Raw genomic sequence first — 18,066 nt, 5'->3', positions numbered from 1 at the left:
ACAGGCTCCGTGGTGCCCACCTGGGCCCGGATGGCAGCTCAGTTGGCACGGAACTCATCTCCGACTGCCTGGATCTACGGATCAGGCGTAGTCGCGCGGTATGCCGAAGCGAAATGCGCATGCAGCGACTGTGGGGCACGGGGCAGGATCGCGAGCATGCCAACCGATGTCAGCGGAGTGATCGAGTGTCGGCCGGGGGCCCGGCTGTGGGGACCGGAGGACGAGGACTCGGTATGGGAAGCCGGCATCGACCTCTTCCTGCTCAACAGGGGCAACGCCTACGACGGCTTGGCCTGTCTCTTCGGCATTCGCAACTCCTCTGGCCTCCGGCCGCTGGCACACCCTCGGCCACCGGCACCACCCCCGAGACGGTCCCAGCAGCCTACGCCTCCGAACCAACGCAACGGCATTGGCACTAGGCCCCGTTCCCAGACGCAGGCGTACCACGATCCTCGTCCCGGCCGACGACAGGCGTGCGCACGACGTCCGGCCCTTCTGCGCCGTCGTCGACGACGCCACCGGGCTGCGAGACGGAGGCCGCTTTGCGCTGATGCGCCAGGAGTCCGAAGAACGCGGCGGCGAAACCGCTGATGAGACCACTCACGGCATGATTGGCCGCGTTGGCCGCCGCGCTGTCGGGCACACCGACGAGCAGGTAGTTGACAAGCGCACTCACCACGGCTCCGACCGCTCCCCCCTTGAGGCCGGACCTCAGCGAGGAGCGGACGAGGGACGGTGCTGCGATCCTGGGTTTCGGGGTGGACGGCGTGGTCATCGTCGACTATTCCCTTCCGTGCGGCCGGGGTAGCCCCGGCCGGGTGTCCGTGACCCTCCCCGCCCGGCGGCAATCCGGTCCGAACCGAGGTGTGGGAAGTCCGCAGTCGGCCGACCGCACACTGGACGCCACACCGGCGATACGGACGAGTTCCTGGCGCGCCTGCTGGACCTGTTCCTCCAGGTCTTCACCGAGCGAGACGACTTGCGCCCGAGTGCCCCTGCTCGTCTTCCCCAAAGCCGCGCGCGACGAGGCCGCCGCACCGACACTTACGTGTTCACCGAGAAGCCGATGACGACGGACGCCGACCACGCCCGCCGCATCCTCGCCGCTGGTGACACCTGGGAGGTCGGCTCCGTACCCATCGAGCGGAAGGGCTCCCAGGCGGAGGCGAGGGGCAGGTCCGCCGCGCGCGGCAAGCAGCCCGCAGGGCCCCGGTCTCGATTGGAAGTGCTCGGCTGCCGCAAGACTGGCCCCTGCAGGCTTTCCGTGGCGCGTTCAGGGATGCTGTGCGCCGAACTCGCCGTAGAGGTCGGCGAGGAACGTCGACAGGTGGGTGAACTCGCTCTGGAGGTGGACGAACAGTTCGTAGGCCATACCATGGCCGAACGCTCGGCCCGCCTCGTCCCCGGCGTCTATGCCGGGGCCACCCCGGTCGAAGACGAAGCGACTGCGAACCTCGAAGCCGTCCTCCGTGTCGCGGGCCAGGTGGATCATGACTCCGCCCTCGATGTCCGCGCAGGCATAGGCGTGGTAACCGGCCGCCTCGAATCGGCTGGTGTCCAGGCCCAGTTCGGCCGGGTCCACGAAGTTCGCGACCAGCTCCATGCGCTGCGAGCCGAGGTATTCGACGATGTCGTGGGTGTTGCCGACGATGCGTTCCAAGTCACTGAGGCCGGGCCGGGTGAGCACGTCCTGGTTCCGAGGAACGGCCTGTACGTGACAGTAGGGATGCCAGAGGGAGTAGCGCTCGGGCTCGACGGAGTGCCACCACATCCACCAGGTGAACATCTCCGCGGTGCAGCCCGGGAAGCGGTTCAGGCCGGCGACGTAGGGGTGGCCTGACTCGGTGAGGCCGAACCCCATCTCCCGTCGGTGGTATCCGGGGTCGAGGAGTGTGTTGAGGTCCTCCGGGCCGGAGGACAGCGTGTCCGCCGGGTCCAAGGCCTCTTTCAGGTTCGGCAGGACTTCCTCGCGCAGCCGCATGTCGCCACTGAAGTACTTCGCGTAGGGCTTGTCCTTGATCCGTTCGGCGTTCGACCGGAACAGCTCCTGCGTGACGACCGGGTAGTACGTAACCGGATACGGCGGCGGCGTCTTCGGTGCGGACATGTGCGTCGCCTTTTCCTGAAAGGGGGGTTTCGGTTTCGGCAGAGCGCGGGCGGCGCCGTTCACGTTCATGCCGGCGAGCTTCGCCCGTGGGGTTCGAACCCTGCTCCGCGACGATAACATGAACCTGAATTCGGATTCAACTTTCTGGAAGGTGCCAAAATGCAGGATGTGATCAGTGAGAACGCGCCTCGCCCCCCGCAGCAGAAGCGAAGCCGCGCCGCCATGGAGCGCATCCTGCAAGCCGCACAGACCTTGATTGCCGAACGCGGCACCAGCGGTCTGACCCTTGCCGACGTCGCGGAACGCGCCGGAGTCTCGGTCGGCAGCATCTACAGCCGCTTCTCCGGCAAGGAAGCGCTCATCGCCGCGACGCAGGAACAGTGGCTGGGCCACGTCACCGCGTACCAACGAACCCTGTACGCCGACGCGGCGGCGCGGTCGGACGACTTCGAGGACTTCGTCACCAGTCACCTCACCGCGATGACTGCCGCGTTCCGACGCGATGCGGACCTCATCCGGGAATTCGCTGTCCGCGCCATCGGTCAGTCGGGCACCAGCGACACGGCCCGGCGCAGGCTCCAGGACGCCTTCGACCAGGCATGCGACGCGATACTCGCCCACCCCGGCAGGCCCCCGTACGTCAGCCGCGTCCGGGTGTCCCTGGCCTTGCGAGCGGTACAGGCGACTCTCGAGTGGCGGGTGACAACACCGACGGCCGATGCTCCCGACAACGACTGGGATCTTCTCGCCGCGGAACTGCCGAACCTCGCGCTGTCCTATCTGCGCAAGGCGCCCTCATAGGGCCGCCACGGGTACGCCATGGGTCCGCGGTCCGGAGCGGACCCATGGTGGTTCACGGGCAGGGGGCGAACCGCGCACGCAGGACGAGCAGCCGTGGTGCCCGCCCTGACATGAACGCCCTCAGCGACGCTTCGAACGACTCACACCCACTCCTGCTTCTCGACGAGGTCACGCAAGGAGAGCAACGCCTCCACGCACTCCTCCTCGCGACCATGGAACCGCTGGGCGGGCATCGGGACGCTGACCGCCATCATCTGACCTGCGACCTTGACTGCCACGCCGACCGCGCAGATGCCGTCGCTCTGCTCCTCGTAGTCGTAGGCGACGGCGCTCTCGCGCACCTGCGTCAGCTGGTCGAGCAGTTCGGGAAGCCGGGTGATCGTGCGCGACGTGAGAGCCGGGAGCCTCGCGGGGAGGAGTTCGCGCAGACGGCTCGGCGGGAGTGCGGCGAGGATCGCCTTGCCCGGAGCGCAGGAGTGCAGGGGGAAGCTCTCCCCCACCGCACTCGCGGCGCGCAGCCGGTGCGGCGCGTCCACCTGGTCGATGAACCTGATCTCGCCTCCGTCCAGCACCGACAGATCGACGGTCTCCCTCAGACGGGCCGAGAGGTCGGCCAGGAAGGGGTGGACGAGCCTGACGACATCCCGGGTACCCGCTTCGGCGAGGCGCAGGATCTCCGGCCCCAGCCGGTAGCGTCCGCGAGGGCCCGGGCCCGACCCTACGAGTCCCTCGTCCTCCAGGGCACTCAGGATCCGGTGGATCGTGCTCCGGGGAAGGCCGAGCCGTTCGGCCAGTTCGGACTGGGTCAGTCCGCCCGGCGACTCACGGATCGCCCGCAGCATCTGCCCCGCCCGCGCGATCACCTGGATGCCGCCGGCCTGACGCGCGCTCGTCTCGTCGGATGGTGTAGTCATGCTTCTATCCTGCCGTCCTTCGAAAACCACCCGGGATGGGCCGGGCCGCCTGGCGCCCACACTGCACGCGGCTTGGTGCCGCTGTCCGGGGCGGGAGGCCTGGGCTCATGGGCGCCGCTGCAGCCCCAGCAGGGCCTCGGTCTCGGTGACCGAGGCGATCTGCAGGTCCAGGCCGCGCGCGAGCTGGACCGTCCGGGCCACCAGCGGCTCGTTGCCCTGCGCTAGCTCGCCCTTGCGGAGGTAGAGCGTGTCCTCCATCCCCGCACGGGCGTTTCCGCCCAGGGACAGCGCCATGGCCGTCAGGTTCAGGTTCGCCCTGCCGATGGCGATGATCTGCCAGATCGCGCCCTCGGGAAGGCGGCGCACCAGGGTGAGGAGGTTGTCCGCCGTGGCGGCCGCCCCGCCGGCGACCCCGAGCACGATGCTGAACTGCAGGGGGCCGTCGAGGAGTCCCTCGTCTCGCAGGCGCAGACAGGCGTCCACGTGCCCGGTGTCGTAGATCTCCAGTTCCGGTTTGACGCCCAGCTCCTGCATCCGCGCCGCGAGCCGCCGCACCCCGTCGGGCGGATTACGGAACTCGCCGGCTCCGAAACTCATACTGCAGGGGTTCAGGGTCGCCATCCGGGGACGCAACTCCACAAGCTTCTCCCGGTCCTCGAACGGCACCTCCAGCCCGACGCCCGTGGAGAGCTGGATGAGGATCGGGCACCGCTCCGCGATGAGATCCATGGTGCGCCGGGCGATGCCGAGGTCAGCGGTGGGGCGGTCCTGCTCGTCGCGTACGTGGATGTGGGCGACGGAGGCACCGAGGCGGTACGCCTTCTCCACGGCCTCGGCGATCTCGTGCGGCTGGGTGGGCAATGAGGGGTTGTCGCTGCGCCGGGCGATCGGCCCGGTGGGGGCGACGGTGAGGACGACGCTCATGGCCGGCCTCCGGGGGTCGGCCTGGCGATGACGACGAGCAGACGGGCGCCGGCACCGGTTCGGTTCTCCAGAGACCGCACGGTGCCGCGCGGCAGGTGGACGGAGTCGCCCGAGCCCAGCGTCTCGGTCGTACCGTCCTCGACAGTGAGTGTGAGTTCGCCGTCGAGGACGTAGTAGACCGTCTCCTCGGCGGTCGGCGAACTCTGCGCGGCACCGCCCGGGTGGTAGTAGGATTCCCCCAGCCAGAAGCGGCCGGTCGGTCCTGCCTCGTGGCCCTGGAGCCGTCGGGCGTCGACTCCGTCGTGCAGGGGCGGGAAGTAGGCGGGGGCGGACTCCCGCCGGATGATGCGAGCAGCCACGGGCCCCTCAGCCCCTCTCGATGTGGTAGGTCCCCTTGGGGTCCGCGATCGCCACGAGACGGACGATGCAGCCGTCGCCCCCCACCCAGCGCCAGGGGAATGCCGCGAAGGTGAGCCTCTTGCCCGTCGCCTTGTCGAGGTCGCCGCCGATGTTCTCGAAGCCGTAGATGCCGGCGTTGAGTATCGCGTTGTGGCAGGGCTCCCAGTACGGGAAGTCCTCCTTGACCGATCTGCCCGTCTCCTCCTCGTACTCGCGCACCGCCCACGGAAGCAGGCCGCCGGTCTCCTCACTGGGACCGTGCGGGCCGATGGCCGTGCCCAGCGGGTGGTCGAGCGCCTGGCAGTCGGAGCCGACCGCCTTGACCTTGCGCTCCACGAACCACTCGCCGGCCTCCTTGTAGAAGCCGGGTGAGTACGCGTAGTACTCGGCGCTGTCGGCGTACCTGCGGTGCCAGCCGGTGTTGACGATGACGAAGTCACCAGGCCGGACCTCGGTGACCGACGCGGCCTTCTCCAGGTCGTCGGCGGTGACGACCTCCCACTTCTGCTTGGGGATGTCGAGCACCACCCCGGTGCCGAAGAAGTTCCGCAGCGGGATCTCGTGGAGGAGCGGGGTGCCCTCGATGACGTGCCCGGGTGCGTCGATGTGCGTGCCCGAGTGCATGACCGTGGTGATCTTCTGGGTCAGCACTCGGCTCTTGGCCATGCCGTGCAGCCGCTCGATCTTCACGTCCTCGAAGTACGGCCAGGCGGGCACGCCGTGTCCCCAGGGGTGCGAGAGGTCGTAGAACTGGAGGTCCTGCTCGTTGGGGCCTTCCGCCCAGGTGTACGTCATGCTCTGTCTCCTTCGTGATGTCGGGGTACGGGGTTCAGGGGTGGCGTCCGGTCGTGGGGTGGAGTGGTGGGGCTCGCGCTCACTCCGTGTCGGTCGCGCGGCGTCGTGCGGCGAGTTCCGACGAGACGTGGGCGGCGAGCGCGGCGCCGGCCGCCTGCCGGGCTCCTGGGGGCCAGGCGAAGAGGCCCTGGCCGGTCTTCGCGCCCAGACGGCCCGCGCGGATGAGGTCGTCGAGTGCGGTGTGGGGCGTGACCGAGCGGTCCAGGACGGGGAAGACGGCCTCATGGATGGCCCGGGTGAGGTCCAGTCCCACGTAGTCGGCGTTCGTCAGCGGGCCCATCTCTCCCAGCCGCAGGCCGATGGTGTCGCGGACCACCAGGTCGACGGTTTCGGCATCGGCGACGCCCTCGGCGACCAGCGCGATCGCGTCACGCCACAGGGCGTGCTGGAGGCGGTTGCCGACGAAGCCCGGAACATCCCTGCGCACCCAGACCGGCCGCTTGCCGAGGTGGTTCAACAGGGCCATCACGTCCGCGACGGCGTCGGGACTCGTGCTCTCGCCCTGGACGACCTCGACGACCGGGATGAGGTCCGGGGGATTCCACCAGTGGGTGCCGACAGCCCTGCTCGGATCGTCGATGCCCGCGGAGATCGCCGAGATGGGGAGGACGGAGGAGTTCGAGGCGAGAACGGCGGTCGCCGTGAGCCCGGCCATCCGTGTGAACAAGGTGCGCTTGAGGTCGAGGTTCTCGGCCACGGCCTCGGTGACCAGGTCCGCTCCTTCGAGGGCTTCCTCCAGACGCGAGGTGGTCCGGACCACACCCGGGGCGTCACCGAGTGCGCGCGCCAAGTGCTGCGCCTCACGGCCTGCTTCGGGAAGCACCGACGGCTCCGAGTCCGTCAGGGTGACGCTCAGACCTCCCGACGCGAAGACCCCGGCGAGGCGTCGCCCCATCAGGCCGGCACCCACGACGGCGACGGAACGGAAGCGGGAGCGGTCACCGGCGGGGAGCGTCGCGGGTGCGGTGTCCGGGCCCGAGGCCGGCGTCAGCATGAGGTGTAGCCGCCGTCCAGATAGAGGACCTGGCCGGTGAGGAACGCCGAGGCGTCGCTGAGCAGGTAGACGAGCGCGCCGGAGAAGTCGTCGGGCTCGGCGAGCCTGCCCAGCGGGATGCGACTGAGCATGGTCTCTCGCGTCGCCCTGCCCTTGTCGTCGTCGGTGTACATCCACGCGGTCAGTTCGGAACGGAACACCGTGGGTGCCAGGGCGTTGACCCGGATCCCGTCCTTGCCCCACTCCGCGGCCAGGCTCTTGGCCAGGAGGTCGACCGCGGCCTTGGACGGGGAGTACGCGCTGTATCCCGCGGGATGCCCGAGTCGGCCCCGGGTCGACGAGACCAGCACGACGCTCCCGCCCTCCCCCTGCGCGAGCAGTTGACGGCCGACGGCCTGACAGGTCAGCCACGCGCCGCGGACGTTGGCGTCCATGACGGTCTCGAAGTCGGCGACGGGCATGTCGACGATGGGGGCGACCTTGTTGACGCCCGCCGAGGCCAGCACGCCGTCGAGGCGCCCGAACGCCTCGACCGCCCGGGCCACCATCGCCTCGGCGTCGGCGGGGCTGTCGGGACGCCGGTGGACGGTGGCCACCCGCTCCTTCGGCAGTTCGCCGGCCAGAAGCTCCAGTGCGTCCGCGTTCCCACCGGCCAGCACCACGTTGGCGCCGGCTGCGGCGAGGGCGCGCGCAGCCGCACTGCCCAGGGCTCCGGAGGCTCCGGTGATCAGAACCGTCCTGCCTTCGACATCGAACAGATGGAGGGGGGATACGACGCTCATCACTTCCTACTTCCACGATGCGGGTCGTTTCGACCGCTTTACGGGACATTAAGTCGATGGCTGCGGCAGGGTCAAGGGACGACGCGAGAGGTGGACACCACTTCCCGGTGACCGCTTTCGCCTGAACGCCGGGAGCCGGGGGCCTGAGCGAGGAGCCGATTGCGCTCGCGTCGCGGACTGCCGCTCGTGGCGTAGCGCGAGTGGGGCGAGACCCTGGACGGCCGGTCAGGCAAGGTGAAGCCGGCGTTTCATGGCGGACCTGCCACCGTCCGGGTGCCGTGGCACGAGAGGGCTGCGCCGGGAGGCCTGGACGAGGACCTCGCGCAGTCCGTCCGCTCCGGATACCCGGAAATCCGTCGACGATCGGGGCGGTTTGAGCGACATCCCGCCATGGACAGTCCGTTCTCCCCGGGGCGTGCTGATGCGTGGGATCAGCCGGTCAAGAACACGAGGAGCCAGGGTCACGGCCGAGGAACACATCACCTACGAACTCGACGGCAAGGTGGCGTTGATCGGAACCAACCGTCCGGAGAAACGCAACGCCCTGACGGAGGACATGCATGCCGAACACGGCCGCTTTGCGGAGCGGGCCGGTCAGGAGGCGAAGGCCGCCGTCGCCTTCGGTGTCGGCGCCCACTTCTACGCCGGCCTCGACCAGGCCGAGTTCATGAAGGAACTCCACGACGGTCGGGGACGACGGCCGGCCCTGGGACGGCACATCCCGCACGTCGCCTTCGACCACATCGCCCGCGGACGGATCCCCCTTCATCACGGCGCTGAGCGGTGCGGTGGTCGGAGCGGGGCTGGAGGTGGCAGCGTCGGCGCACAATCCACCGACAGCACCGACCGCGGTTCAGCCCCTCGCGCCATACCGGTACCCGCGACCTGGGCTTCGCGGCCCCGCTGACGACGTCTGCTCGGCCCGTCCACGGACCCTCGGCGCTGTCCGGCCGACCTCGTCGTGGCCCTGCTCGGTCTCCTCGACCGCGTCGGTCCAGCACCTCGCCGACCCGCGAGCGGGCGATAGCCCATTCCTTCCGGATCGAGGTGCGGGCGACCCGGCGGACTGAGCCATTGGTCGCTGGTGCGACGATGCGGGGATGCACGAGGTCAATGAGCTGATCAACGTTGATGATCCAGCCTGGCCGCTCCTCCTTCAGGAGTTTTCCGGCACCCGCGTACGTCGAGGTGCTGCCCGGCGATCCCGTGTTAAGGCCTCAGACGTCACCTGCTTTCCGAACGTGATCGGTTGGTTCGGGGCCGGTGCGCATGCGCTGCCGGCAACTCGCCGTCGCGCCCGGACCGGGCGCCGTCCCGGCGACGGTCGAGGGACTGCGACCGAAGGGGAAACGACTGGTGGAGCGAGGGTGGGCACCCCAGATACGGCCGGGAGTGTTCATCACGCTCGCGGTGCCGGGCCCCTGAAGTCGACCGGGCGGCGTCCGGCCACGCCACCGCGACTTCGCCGCACTTCGCAAGGGCGCCATCTACAACCGAATGGCGATCCGTCCGCAGCTCACCCGATGTACTTCCCCGCCCAGTGCACGGAGGCGTCCGCACTGCGCACGTGCGGGGCACGGCCCGCAGCCTCAGCAGGTGACCAGGCAATGGCCTGATCAGGCAGCACGGCTCACGAAATCCTTGCTCCCCAGGGCCTGGTGCAGGAGGCCCGGAGCAGAGGAGAACACGCAGGACCAAGCTCACGATTGTCGCCCGCTCCGTGCTGACCGCCACCGGCACGTTCGACTGCGACCGCATCGGGGGATCGCATCACAGGACGTGTGTCGGGAGCTTCTCCGTCCCGACGACACGGAACGGATTCTTCCCCTCATTGATCCTGACAGTCCCTCCGCGGTCTCCGCTGGTCCAGTCGAGGTCCAGATGGAACGTGCAGTCACATGTGTCGGTCTCGGCGGAGACCAGGAGAACTTCGGGTTCGGTCGAGGAGATCACATAGGGGAATTTGACGGCAGGAGTGCCGTCCTCGCCTGCCTTCGTCACTACCGTCAGCTTCGGGTCGTCAAGATCGACTTCAAAGAGTCTTGGTGTCAGTCCGCCGCATCCGCCACCAGGGACGTATGCGGCACCTCTGGGCGCGCTTCTGGAGTCCACCCCCACTCGGAGCGCATGCACTACGACACTGTTCGTGGATTTCCCCTGGAGAGTGACCCGGATGACGACTCTGTCGGCGTGCGCACCGCCCTCACGTTTCACCCAGGCATCCCAATTATCCCATGAGGGAAGAGAAGCATGTGCATTGGGGATCACCACGGCACCGCCACGGCATGGCGCGTCTTCCGGCGCATTCACCTGTGTCGTCCATGTGAACGGCGCCTTGTTGCCGTCCTTGATGAGTTTGGTGCCTTTGTGGATTCCTTCGATGAGCAATGTGGTCACAGTTCCGACGGCCACTGCAGAAAGCGCGGCTGAGACGCCTTTCCAGTGGCGGCTCCACCAGCTTCGAGACGTCGCGTGGGTGGTAAGCGCGGTGCGTCTGCGCCGGGGACCGGAGGGCATGGGGTTCTCCTGGAAGTGGGCTCACTTCACGTATTGCCCATGTGTGGGACCTGCGCACGAGGTTCACCCGCACGCGCCGTGGATCAGCAGCCCTTTCCAGTCCCGGGACCTGGAACGAACCGACCACCGTGGCCGGGTTGTGCTTCGGGATCCGGACTGAGGCGCATGCGAACGTAGCGCCCGTCCTGTGGGCCGGGCCGATGGTGCCCGTCCGGCCTCCAGCCGTGCCGGGTGTAAAACGCCTGAGCCCGGGTGTTGCGCTCCCATGCTTCCAGGACGCCCGTGGCCAGTGACGCGTCACGGAGGAACTGCACGGATGCCGCGTGCAGACGGCTGCCGATGCCGTGTCCCCACAGTCCGGGACGGACGTGAACCTGGTAGAGCTGACCCACAGATACAGGATCGACATCGGCTTCGTGGGGAGTCCCATCGCCAAGACGCCCACCAGTTCGCCCTCTCGTTCCGCGCACAGAACGATCCGCTCATCGGACCAGGTGGCGCGGATCCAGCTCTCCCGCCGGCTGGACCACGCGTCGGAGGGAAGCGAGCTCCGCGTCCGACACGCCATCTGCCCGGTAGTACGCCGTGCGGGCGAGAGTGTGCAGGTCGGTGATCCTGTCCACGTCGTCCGGGTTCGCAGTTCGCAAGAGCGTCCGAGAAGTCGTCATGATCACGTGCCGCACTCACCGCGATCCTTGGTTCCCCATGCGGCGCCGGGACGCCGAGCACGTACTCCGTCACCGAGCACCTCGCTCACGGCGGCGGGCCGCGGCCGGGGCCCGCGGGGCGATCTTCCGGTGATGCACGACGTGGCTGATTGTCTCCTTGGGGGTCATGCCGCGCATCCATCGTGCAGCGAAAAGGCTGTCCGCGTTCCAGCGCCACCAGGACAGCGCGTTTGATGGTCCAGCGGAGGGTGGAAAAACCTGACGGCGGACAAGCGTGCCGCGCCGTTGGACGGCCCCGACCGTGAGGTACGGCAGTCGACTACGCTGCGCCCAGCGCAGGCAGTGGAAGTGCTACCCGTCGTGCCAGGCCGAACTCCTCGGCCGCGTCGTTGCTGACGACGGCAACCGCTCCCTCGGGGACCCCGGGGAGGGTGGCCACGCGGGACGCCACTGCCAGGAGTTCCCGCTCACCTGCTCCGGTGACGAAGAAGACGTAGGCGTCACCGTCGTCCTCTCCGTCGTCGAAGACCTCGACATCGCCTTGGTCTTCGAGAGCGAAGAGGAAGTCCTCGACATCCTCGATCCAGGGAAACGGGTAGGCGCCGTCGGGCAGATGGGGTGTCGGCAGCAACGGCACATGGATCTCGACGACTGTGGTGGGCACGACGCCATCCTGCCCCAGCGTCTCCGTCCGGCTCCACCAGGGGCCCACCTCGTCAGCACTCCTGACAAGGCAGGAAGGGCCCCCTGTGAAGTCCTTAGCCGACACCGTCCACGTCGGCCTGATCCTGGACGAGCGGGCCCGTGATCTCCTTCATCTGCTCGCGCAGGGACCATCCGGCCAGGTCCTCGCGCCAGCGGCTGCGATGCACGGAGATGCCGTACTCGGGGTCGCTCTTCCTCCCCGCGTAATCGCGGTCGGCGAAGGGCGGTCGAGCGGCACGCCACGTCTCTGCCGGGATGAGCAGGAACTCCGGCCGGTCACCGTCCGTTGGAAAGACCACCAACGCGACTGCGCGATGAGGCTCCAACGGGAAGTGCTTCTTGCGCATGAATACATAGCTGTCGCGGATGCCGACCCGAACCGATTTCACCTGGACCAGCAGATGCCGACCCGCCCCAAGGTCAACCAAGAGGTCGACTCCGCGGTCGTCTGCCAGGGGCTCGTACACCTGGTACCCGGCCAGCGCGAACTCGGCCGCCACCAGGAGTTCCGCCGCGGATCCCAGCATCGCCGGACTCGCCGCCTCCCAACGGCCGCTCTCGATCCGGCTGTCATCCTCGCCCATACCCTCCGGCCCTCTCGCCGCCCCGGCCCCCGCCAATCACGATGGAAACAGGTCCATGCGCGAGGGGCTACTGCCCGTCCATGGGCCGAGCCCGCGGCTACGGGGGGTGTGAAGTCGCCTTCGGCATGGGCCCCCGGGCCACCGTCATCTACTACTGTCGGCGGACAATCCGCAGCAACCGTCGCCCCTCGTCGTCATCGATCTCGCGCACCAGCACACGCTCAGCCACCCGAGCAGCATGACGCCTGAGCGGACGCCGGACGGCGTCACATCGCCGGCTGCCCTCGGGACTTACCTCGCGGCGTGGATACAACCGCTCGACGGCAGCAGGTCGAACTTGGGGGCGACCAGTCGCCGTTGTCCGCGAGCCTCGCACGCGCTGTTGAGCGGCGGCTCCATCTGCGCACCCGTGATGGCCACGCGACGACCATCACGGGTGCGGAGCACGAGCGACATCCCATCCATCCAGTCACCCGCACGCCAGTGGCCGGTGATCTGGGTCTGACCGTCCGGCCGACGGTGCATCTCGACCACCATGAAGTGGAACCAGTCGCCATTGCCCCGCCCCGCCTGCTGGTAGAGCTCCCCGCACTCGGCACAGGCAACGGTTGGCCCAAGCGAGGGTGATTCACCAGCAGTCACGATGCACCAGCCCCTCGTATGGACGGCAACTATTCAGTCACCGTCGGCATTCTGCAGATGCTGCTGGCTCACGTCATCTGGTTTGCGAGGCGCATAGGGCGAACGTTGCTTGATGCGGCACTAGTTCGGCTGATGCAGCCAACTGCCACGGCGGTACTCCGTAGCACTCGCCTGCCTGCCGCCGGTGTTGTCAGTGCCCCGCGATACGGTGCGGTGTGATGGGCCGGACGGAGATCGTGAGGGACTCGCGGCCATGGGGGGTGGGTCGGACAGGCCCCGGCAGCCAGCTCGGGACTGGAGACGTTTTGCCGCGCTCCACCCCCCACCTCCGCTGTTCAAGAGGCGTTCCGCCCGGCTGTTTCGCGGGTGAGCCGACATCTGTCTCGCCCCCCGAGCCACGCCGAATCCTGTGGCAACAGCCATATTCGATCTTTACAGTCAGCGCATGCCCATCGACGACGAGCGCCCACGTCTCCTCGACGTCGCTGCGATGCTCACCGACCAGACGAGCGCGTGCAAGGCAGCACGCGAGGCCGTCGCTGCCGGCGGCGAGGTGGAGATCTTCGACGGGTTGGCACCCCACCGGATGGTCCACGGCATCACCGCAACGAGGCTGAGACTGTCGTTGAAGCGCGGTCTACCGAAGACTATCGGCCTCGAAGAGACCGTAGGGATCCTCGCGCGGCACCCCGGCGAGCAACTGCGTACCGGGTCCATCGTCGCGGCAGACCGGCTCTCGTTCTTCACCTTGTACTTCGACGACACCGGGACCGAGCTTTTGGCGTGCTACGGACGCTCTGCGACACCGTTCGAGCCTTGACGTGATCCGCATCCGCACCACCGGCGCCTGCCTGACCGCAGCCGTTACCACCTGCGTGATTCTCAGCTTCGTGTAGCAGGTCGTGGGGGCATCTCAACTGCGGACAAGCGTTTCGGGACAAGCCTTGGCGGGTCGTCTCAACGACGGTGCGGCGACAGCGGATGAGGGTGCCGGCGATACCGACGAAGGCGAGGAAGTGTTCAGCCTCGCGCTCGTAGCGGCAGTGCAGGCGGCGGCAGCCGTTCAGCCAGGACATCGTCCGCCTGACCACCCGCCGCTGCCGCCCCAATCGGCCGGACGGCTCGATTCTGCGGCGGGTCATGCGCGGCACGATCTGCCGACGGCGCAGCCGGCCTCGCAGGTGGTCGAAGTCGTGGCACTTGTCCGCGTGCAGCTTCGCCGGGCAGTCCTGAGGGTCGGCGCCGGAGAGGCCCACCGAAACAGGCAGCCCGCTGCGGTCGCCGATGGCGCGAATTCTCGAACCAAACCCCCCTCGATCGGTCGGATTCGGTCCGGTCAAGGGCCCTCTTTGACCGCGCGGATAGTAACCGAGTCGATCGCGCGGCGCGACCGGTCCAGCCCGCCGGCCGCGCCGAACCCGTCCAGCACCACGCGGTGCAGCTTGGCCCACACCTGGGCCCGCGACCAGTCCGTGAATCGCCGGTGCACCATCTGCCAGGAGGCACCGAAGACCGGCGCCACGCCCTCGAAGAGCTCCCACGGCCCGTCCGGCACCAGGACCTGACGGGTCGCGTCACCGACCCCGCACCCGACAGCAACGTCACCCGAACGGCCTAACCCGACATGTCGCCCACATGGATGAACATCAAGCTGAGTACTGTCCCAACCGAGGCAATCCGTGAAAGGCGAACCACATGCGCATTCGACGAATCCTCGCCGCCGTCATCGCCACGGCAGCTCTCGCCGGACTCGGCCTCACAGGCGCTCCCACCGCCACCGCCGCCAGCCTCACCCCGGGTGAGTGCGAGCAGGGCGGCGGAACGGTCAATTGGGCGAACAACACCTGCAAGGGCGGCATGTACGACGGGCAGATGGTCGACTGAACCCCGCTGGGCGCCCCGCAACCACGCGCTGCGGGGCGCTCCCGCGCGAGCGTAGCCGGGAGAGTCGCAGAGACCGTGCCGACCCGTCGGGCACGCCGGGTCCGAATCGGCCCGGAAGCACCATCGCACCGGCCGATCCGACGCATAGCCGGTTCGCGTCCAGATCAGCACCAGGGCCTGTCCGGTCGGGAACAAGGGCAGCCCTCCGCCCCAGCTGTCACGGGGGGATTCAATGCCCAGGTGGTGAACTGGACGCAGATGCACGACTGCTACATGGACGTCGATCGCGTTCCCGTCCTCCTGGATCGGTTGGAACGCGAGGACAGCCCCGAAGCGTGGGAGGAACTGGGATATCGCCTGGTCCTGGAACACGACCTCGTCTTCCCCGCCGGCTTTGCCGCACTGCCGAGCCTGGTACGTCTCGCATCGAGGAGCACACGAGCTCGTGGACTGGCAGGGGCCATCCTGCGCCGCGCGGCAGGACACCACGGCTGCGACGATCTGCTGGCGGACTGTACCCACGCGATCACGGAGTTCCGCAAACTGCTGGACCAGCATCTCGAATCGCGACCGGTCGACTACCTCGCTGTCTTCCGCGATCTGCTTGCAGCCAAAGGGGAGTACCACTGGAGCGCCGTCCTGGGAGACTTCACGGACGACTTCTACCACCTGGCCTGCTCCCACTGCGCCGTGGACGTGACGATCGCCATCGGGGACCACGGGCGCCATTCAGCGATCCGGGACTGGAACCTGGGCGACGTGGACCGCCGCGGCCTACGGCCGGCGAGCTCCGCCGAACTCTCCGGCAGTGGCAGGTGGATGCACGAGACTGCTCTCCGCGACGGACACGAGGCACTCGCCCACGGAATCGTCCACCTTTTCGGCAAGGCCGAATGTCCGAACTGCGCCAGCGTGTTCAACATCGCGGACGAGTACGCATCCGCCAACCGCCCCGTCCTGCGATAGACCAAGGGCGCAAGAGAGCGGCGAGACTCAGGAGCAAAGCCACAGCCGGATTTGCGGCGGCCGGGGTAGACCTCGTAGACGCCTGCAACGCCGGCCAGTGGGGGTGTCCTCGTCCGCGGCGGACACCCGCGCCCCCGTCGTCAGGCGGACTGCGGGAACCGCGTGGAGCGGCGGATTTCTACGGCCCTGTGGGCGATCGCGGGCCCGGTGTCCGGGACCATCAGGCCGTCAGGCGTCCTGGGCTCTCTCCGGGTCCCCTTGAGGGCTGCCCGACGGTGCCAGGGCGACGAACAGCGGCATCTTGTACAGCGGCGGAGGTTCGCCGGCCAGTCCGAGTCGCTGCCAGGCCAGCCGGGCCGAGATCTTCAGTACCCGGCGTGCGCGCATGATGAGCAGGACGGCGAGCGGCAGTTCTACCAGTACGGCCGAGGCTATGCTCCCCCACACGTCGCCTCGCCCCCAGCTCAGGGAGATGTCGAACCAGGCATCGCAGACCAGGAGCGTGGCGGCCACGAGGGAGAGCGGAACCAGGGCCTGCCGTCTCAGCAAGACCGCCACTCCGGCGCCGGCCAGCGACACGAGCAGCATGACGTCGAAGCCCACCCAGACCATGGGCCAGTACCGGGCCTCGAAGCGATCGGGCAACGAAACGGCCAGGTAGACGGTCCAGGGAACGAGCAGGAACGCGGACAGGGCAAGCTGTCCCACCGCCCGGCGGTGGCGGCGGCGCACGGTGGGACTGTCCGGTGAGAATGCCGCCTCGGCCGTCATGCCTGTCGTTGCGGTGGGGTTGCTCTGCTCGCTCATCCTTGCCTGTCCCTGGTATCAGCTCCCGGCCCGGGCCGACCCTGTCGGTGACCGCACTGCTGATCGCGTCCGACAGACGATGCGCGGGCGTGAGGCCACGCCGCGAGACCTGTCGAGCGTTCTCGACAGTAGGGAGAGCTCCCGTCCTGTCCGCAGACGCAGACGGAGCCGCTGCCTTCGTCGGTGGCGACGATGAGCGCCCGCGCCCGTCCAGCGTACGCAGCTGGTCCCGGAGACCGGCGAGCGGGGCGGTGGTCGTACGACAACCGGGGGGCCGGTGGGGTTGTCCGAGGTCTGCCAGTGGTGTCCCGGCCGTCGGAGTGGGGAGCGGCCCCGTCGCCCCGGCCGCCTCCGGTCAGTCGTCGGCCTGCCGGATTCCGTCCCGCAGGGCGATGTCCCGGGCGAGCGTGAGGCTCCCGATCAGCTCGGCTCGGGTGCCGAGGGCGGAGGCGGCGACCAGGACGCGGTTGTCGAAGCCCGGCTGGGCGAGCCGTTCGATCGAGTCGCGGACGCCGTCGACGAACGCCTCGCCCGCCTGGCTCATCTCACCGCCGATGACGACGGCCGCGGGGTCGAGCAGCGCGCACAGGTTGGCCAGGACGCGGCCGAGGGTACGGCCGGTCTCGGCGAAGATCTTGCGGGCCACCGGGTGGTGGGCGATCTCCGGCAGCCGGGACCGCAGGTCGGTGTCGCCCGGGTAGAAGTGCTGGACCTGCTGGAGCACCTGGCGGACCGAGACGATGGTCTCCAGGCAGCCGCGGTTGCCGCACCGGCACCAGTCGCCGTCCGGGATCACCTGGGTGTGCCCGATCTCGCCCGCGGCCCCGAAGCTGCCGCTGACCGGGATCCCGTGGACGATGAGGCCCGCCCCGATGCCGTCGGAGGCCTTGACGTAGATGAGGTTGCCGCGGTGGTCGGCGGCGCCGTGCCGGTGTTCGGCGAGGGCTCCGAGGTTCGCGTCGTTGTCGAGGGAGACCCTCAGTCCGGTCCGGGAGCCCAGTTCGGCCGCCAGGTCGAGCCCGGACCAGCTGGACAGGATGGTGGGCGAGGCGATCGCCCGCTTGCTCATGTCCAGCGGCCCCGGTATGCCGACGACGCACGCGCTCACGGGTCCGTCGACGGTGAGCCGGACCTCCTCGACCGTCTGGCGGATCATGTCGGCGGTGATGTCCAGGGCCGCGGTCGGCTGGGCGTCCACGTCGATGGCCACCCGCCGCTCGGCCCGGACGGTCAGGTCGAGGGTGGCCGCGGCGACGGTGAGGTGCCGGTGGCCGACGTCCGCTCCGACGACCGCGCCCGCCGGATAGCGCGGCCGAAGGCGGCGGCCCGGGCGCCCGCGGCCGCCCCGGTTCTCCCCCTGGTGCTCGGTCAGCAGCTCGTCGGCGAGGAGGTCGCGGACGACGGCCGCGACGACCGGACGGCTCATGCCCAGGGCCGTCTGGAGTTCGGGGCGCGACGCGCTGCCGTGCCGCCGGACATGGGCCAGGACCTCGTCACGTGCCGACACGTGTCACCTC

Annotated in this window: 20 protein-coding genes and 1 pseudogene; 5 read left to right on the top strand and 16 right to left on the bottom strand. The window is 68.8% G+C overall.

Annotation, left to right across the window (positions count from 1 at the left end; all coding sequences use genetic code 11):
- Positions 1-415: 415 nt before the first annotated feature.
- Both ABZ887_RS32285 and ABZ887_RS32280 read right to left on the bottom strand, forming a co-directional pair.
- Positions 416-775, bottom strand: a complete 360-nt coding sequence (locus ABZ887_RS32285) for a hypothetical protein (protein WP_361297035.1) — start codon at positions 773-775, stop codon at positions 416-418.
- A 498-nt stretch (positions 776-1,273) separates the two neighbouring features.
- On the bottom strand, positions 1,274-2,107 hold the full coding sequence (locus tag ABZ887_RS32280) for a hypothetical protein (RefSeq protein ID WP_361297032.1): 834 nt from the start codon (positions 2,105-2,107) through the stop codon (positions 1,274-1,276).
- A 159-nt stretch (positions 2,108-2,266) separates the two neighbouring features.
- Between ABZ887_RS32280 and ABZ887_RS32275 the strand changes: the two genes are divergently transcribed.
- A complete protein-coding gene (locus tag ABZ887_RS32275) occupies positions 2,267-2,908 on the top strand; it encodes a TetR/AcrR family transcriptional regulator (RefSeq protein WP_361297029.1) in 642 nt (213 codons plus the stop codon).
- Between the two features lie 140 nt (positions 2,909-3,048).
- Here ABZ887_RS32275 and ABZ887_RS32270 read toward each other — a convergent pair whose 3' ends face one another.
- The 6 genes from ABZ887_RS32270 to ABZ887_RS32245 form a co-directional block, all read right to left on the bottom strand.
- The gene (locus tag ABZ887_RS32270; protein WP_361297026.1) at positions 3,049-3,822 is read right to left on the bottom strand and encodes an IclR family transcriptional regulator; all 774 of its coding nucleotides are present in this window, start codon (positions 3,820-3,822) and stop codon (positions 3,049-3,051) included.
- A 105-nt stretch (positions 3,823-3,927) separates the two neighbouring features.
- A complete protein-coding gene (locus ABZ887_RS32265) occupies positions 3,928-4,746 on the bottom strand; it encodes a 3-keto-5-aminohexanoate cleavage protein (protein WP_361297023.1) in 819 nt (272 codons plus the stop codon).
- Positions 4,743-5,105 carry a cupin domain-containing protein gene (locus ABZ887_RS32260; protein ID WP_361297020.1) on the bottom strand — a complete coding sequence of 121 codons (363 nt, stop codon included), beginning with the start codon at positions 5,103-5,105 and terminating at the stop codon, positions 4,743-4,745. Before ABZ887_RS32260 ends, ABZ887_RS32265 begins: the two co-directional genes overlap by 4 nt.
- A gap of 7 nt (positions 5,106-5,112) precedes the next feature.
- Positions 5,113-5,940, bottom strand: coding sequence for a cyclase family protein (locus tag ABZ887_RS32255; RefSeq protein ID WP_361297017.1), 828 nt, complete (start codon positions 5,938-5,940; stop codon positions 5,113-5,115).
- Between the two features lie 79 nt (positions 5,941-6,019).
- Positions 6,020-6,994, bottom strand: coding sequence for a 3-hydroxyacyl-CoA dehydrogenase NAD-binding domain-containing protein (locus ABZ887_RS32250; RefSeq protein ID WP_361297014.1), 975 nt, complete (start codon positions 6,992-6,994; stop codon positions 6,020-6,022).
- Positions 6,988-7,776 (bottom strand): SDR family oxidoreductase, encoded by a 789-nt coding sequence (locus tag ABZ887_RS32245; RefSeq protein WP_361297011.1) that lies wholly within the window; start codon positions 7,774-7,776, stop codon positions 6,988-6,990. Before ABZ887_RS32245 ends, ABZ887_RS32250 begins: the two co-directional genes overlap by 7 nt.
- 373 nt (positions 7,777-8,149) lie before the next feature.
- Here ABZ887_RS32245 and ABZ887_RS32240 point away from each other — a divergent pair, with 373 nt between their 5' ends.
- Positions 8,150-8,683, top strand: coding sequence for a hypothetical protein (locus ABZ887_RS32240; protein ID WP_361297008.1), 534 nt, complete (start codon positions 8,150-8,152; stop codon positions 8,681-8,683).
- Between the two features lie 863 nt (positions 8,684-9,546).
- On the opposite strand, the gene ABZ887_RS32235 is transcribed toward ABZ887_RS32240, so the two are convergent.
- The 5 genes from ABZ887_RS32235 to ABZ887_RS32215 all read right to left on the bottom strand — a co-directional run bounded on the left by ABZ887_RS32235 (position 9,547) and on the right by ABZ887_RS32215 (position 12,892).
- Positions 9,547-10,173 carry a hypothetical protein gene (locus tag ABZ887_RS32235; RefSeq protein ID WP_361297005.1) on the bottom strand — a complete coding sequence of 209 codons (627 nt, stop codon included), beginning with the start codon at positions 10,171-10,173 and terminating at the stop codon, positions 9,547-9,549.
- Between the two features lie 203 nt (positions 10,174-10,376).
- A complete protein-coding gene (locus ABZ887_RS32230; protein ID WP_361297002.1) occupies positions 10,377-10,685 on the bottom strand; it encodes a GNAT family N-acetyltransferase in 309 nt (102 codons plus the stop codon).
- 595 nt (positions 10,686-11,280) lie between these two features.
- Positions 11,281-11,625 carry a hypothetical protein gene (locus tag ABZ887_RS32225; protein WP_361296999.1) on the bottom strand — a complete coding sequence of 115 codons (345 nt, stop codon included), beginning with the start codon at positions 11,623-11,625 and terminating at the stop codon, positions 11,281-11,283.
- A 94-nt stretch (positions 11,626-11,719) separates the two neighbouring features.
- A complete protein-coding gene (locus tag ABZ887_RS32220; RefSeq protein WP_361296996.1) occupies positions 11,720-12,250 on the bottom strand; it encodes a hypothetical protein in 531 nt (176 codons plus the stop codon).
- Between the two features lie 291 nt (positions 12,251-12,541).
- Complete coding sequence (locus ABZ887_RS32215; protein ID WP_361296993.1) at positions 12,542-12,892, bottom strand: hypothetical protein; 351 nt, start codon at positions 12,890-12,892, stop codon at positions 12,542-12,544.
- Between the two features lie 445 nt (positions 12,893-13,337).
- Here ABZ887_RS32215 and ABZ887_RS32210 point away from each other — a divergent pair, with 445 nt between their 5' ends.
- Entirely contained in the window at positions 13,338-13,712 is a 375-nt protein-coding gene (locus ABZ887_RS32210) for a hypothetical protein (RefSeq protein ID WP_361296990.1), read from the top strand.
- A gap of 142 nt (positions 13,713-13,854) precedes the next feature.
- Here ABZ887_RS32210 and ABZ887_RS32205 read toward each other — a convergent pair.
- Positions 13,855-14,375: pseudogene (locus ABZ887_RS32205) on the bottom strand (IS5/IS1182 family transposase); the annotation flags it as partial.
- A gap of 212 nt (positions 14,376-14,587) precedes the next feature.
- Here ABZ887_RS32205 and ABZ887_RS32200 point away from each other — a divergent pair.
- Both ABZ887_RS32200 and ABZ887_RS32195 read left to right on the top strand, forming a co-directional pair.
- Complete coding sequence (locus tag ABZ887_RS32200; RefSeq protein ID WP_361296987.1) at positions 14,588-14,776, top strand: hypothetical protein; 189 nt, start codon at positions 14,588-14,590, stop codon at positions 14,774-14,776.
- Between the two features lie 240 nt (positions 14,777-15,016).
- Positions 15,017-15,742, top strand: a complete 726-nt coding sequence (locus ABZ887_RS32195) for a hypothetical protein (RefSeq protein WP_361296984.1) — start codon at positions 15,017-15,019, stop codon at positions 15,740-15,742.
- Positions 15,743-15,970: 228 nt separating this feature from the next.
- On the opposite strand, the gene ABZ887_RS32190 is transcribed toward ABZ887_RS32195, so the two are convergent.
- Positions 15,971-16,549, bottom strand: coding sequence for a hypothetical protein (locus ABZ887_RS32190; RefSeq protein ID WP_361296981.1), 579 nt, complete (start codon positions 16,547-16,549; stop codon positions 15,971-15,973).
- A 355-nt stretch (positions 16,550-16,904) separates the two neighbouring features.
- Positions 16,905-18,056 (bottom strand): ROK family protein, encoded by a 1,152-nt coding sequence (locus ABZ887_RS32185; protein WP_361296978.1) that lies wholly within the window; start codon positions 18,054-18,056, stop codon positions 16,905-16,907.
- Between the last annotated feature and the right edge of the window lie 10 nt (positions 18,057-18,066).

This window comes from Streptomyces sp. NPDC047061 (assembly GCF_040643955.1).
Classification (GTDB): domain Bacteria; phylum Actinomycetota; class Actinomycetes; order Streptomycetales; family Streptomycetaceae; genus Streptomyces.
Note: the sequence above shows the minus strand (reverse complement) of the source record. Positions and strands in the feature narration are given on the sequence as shown.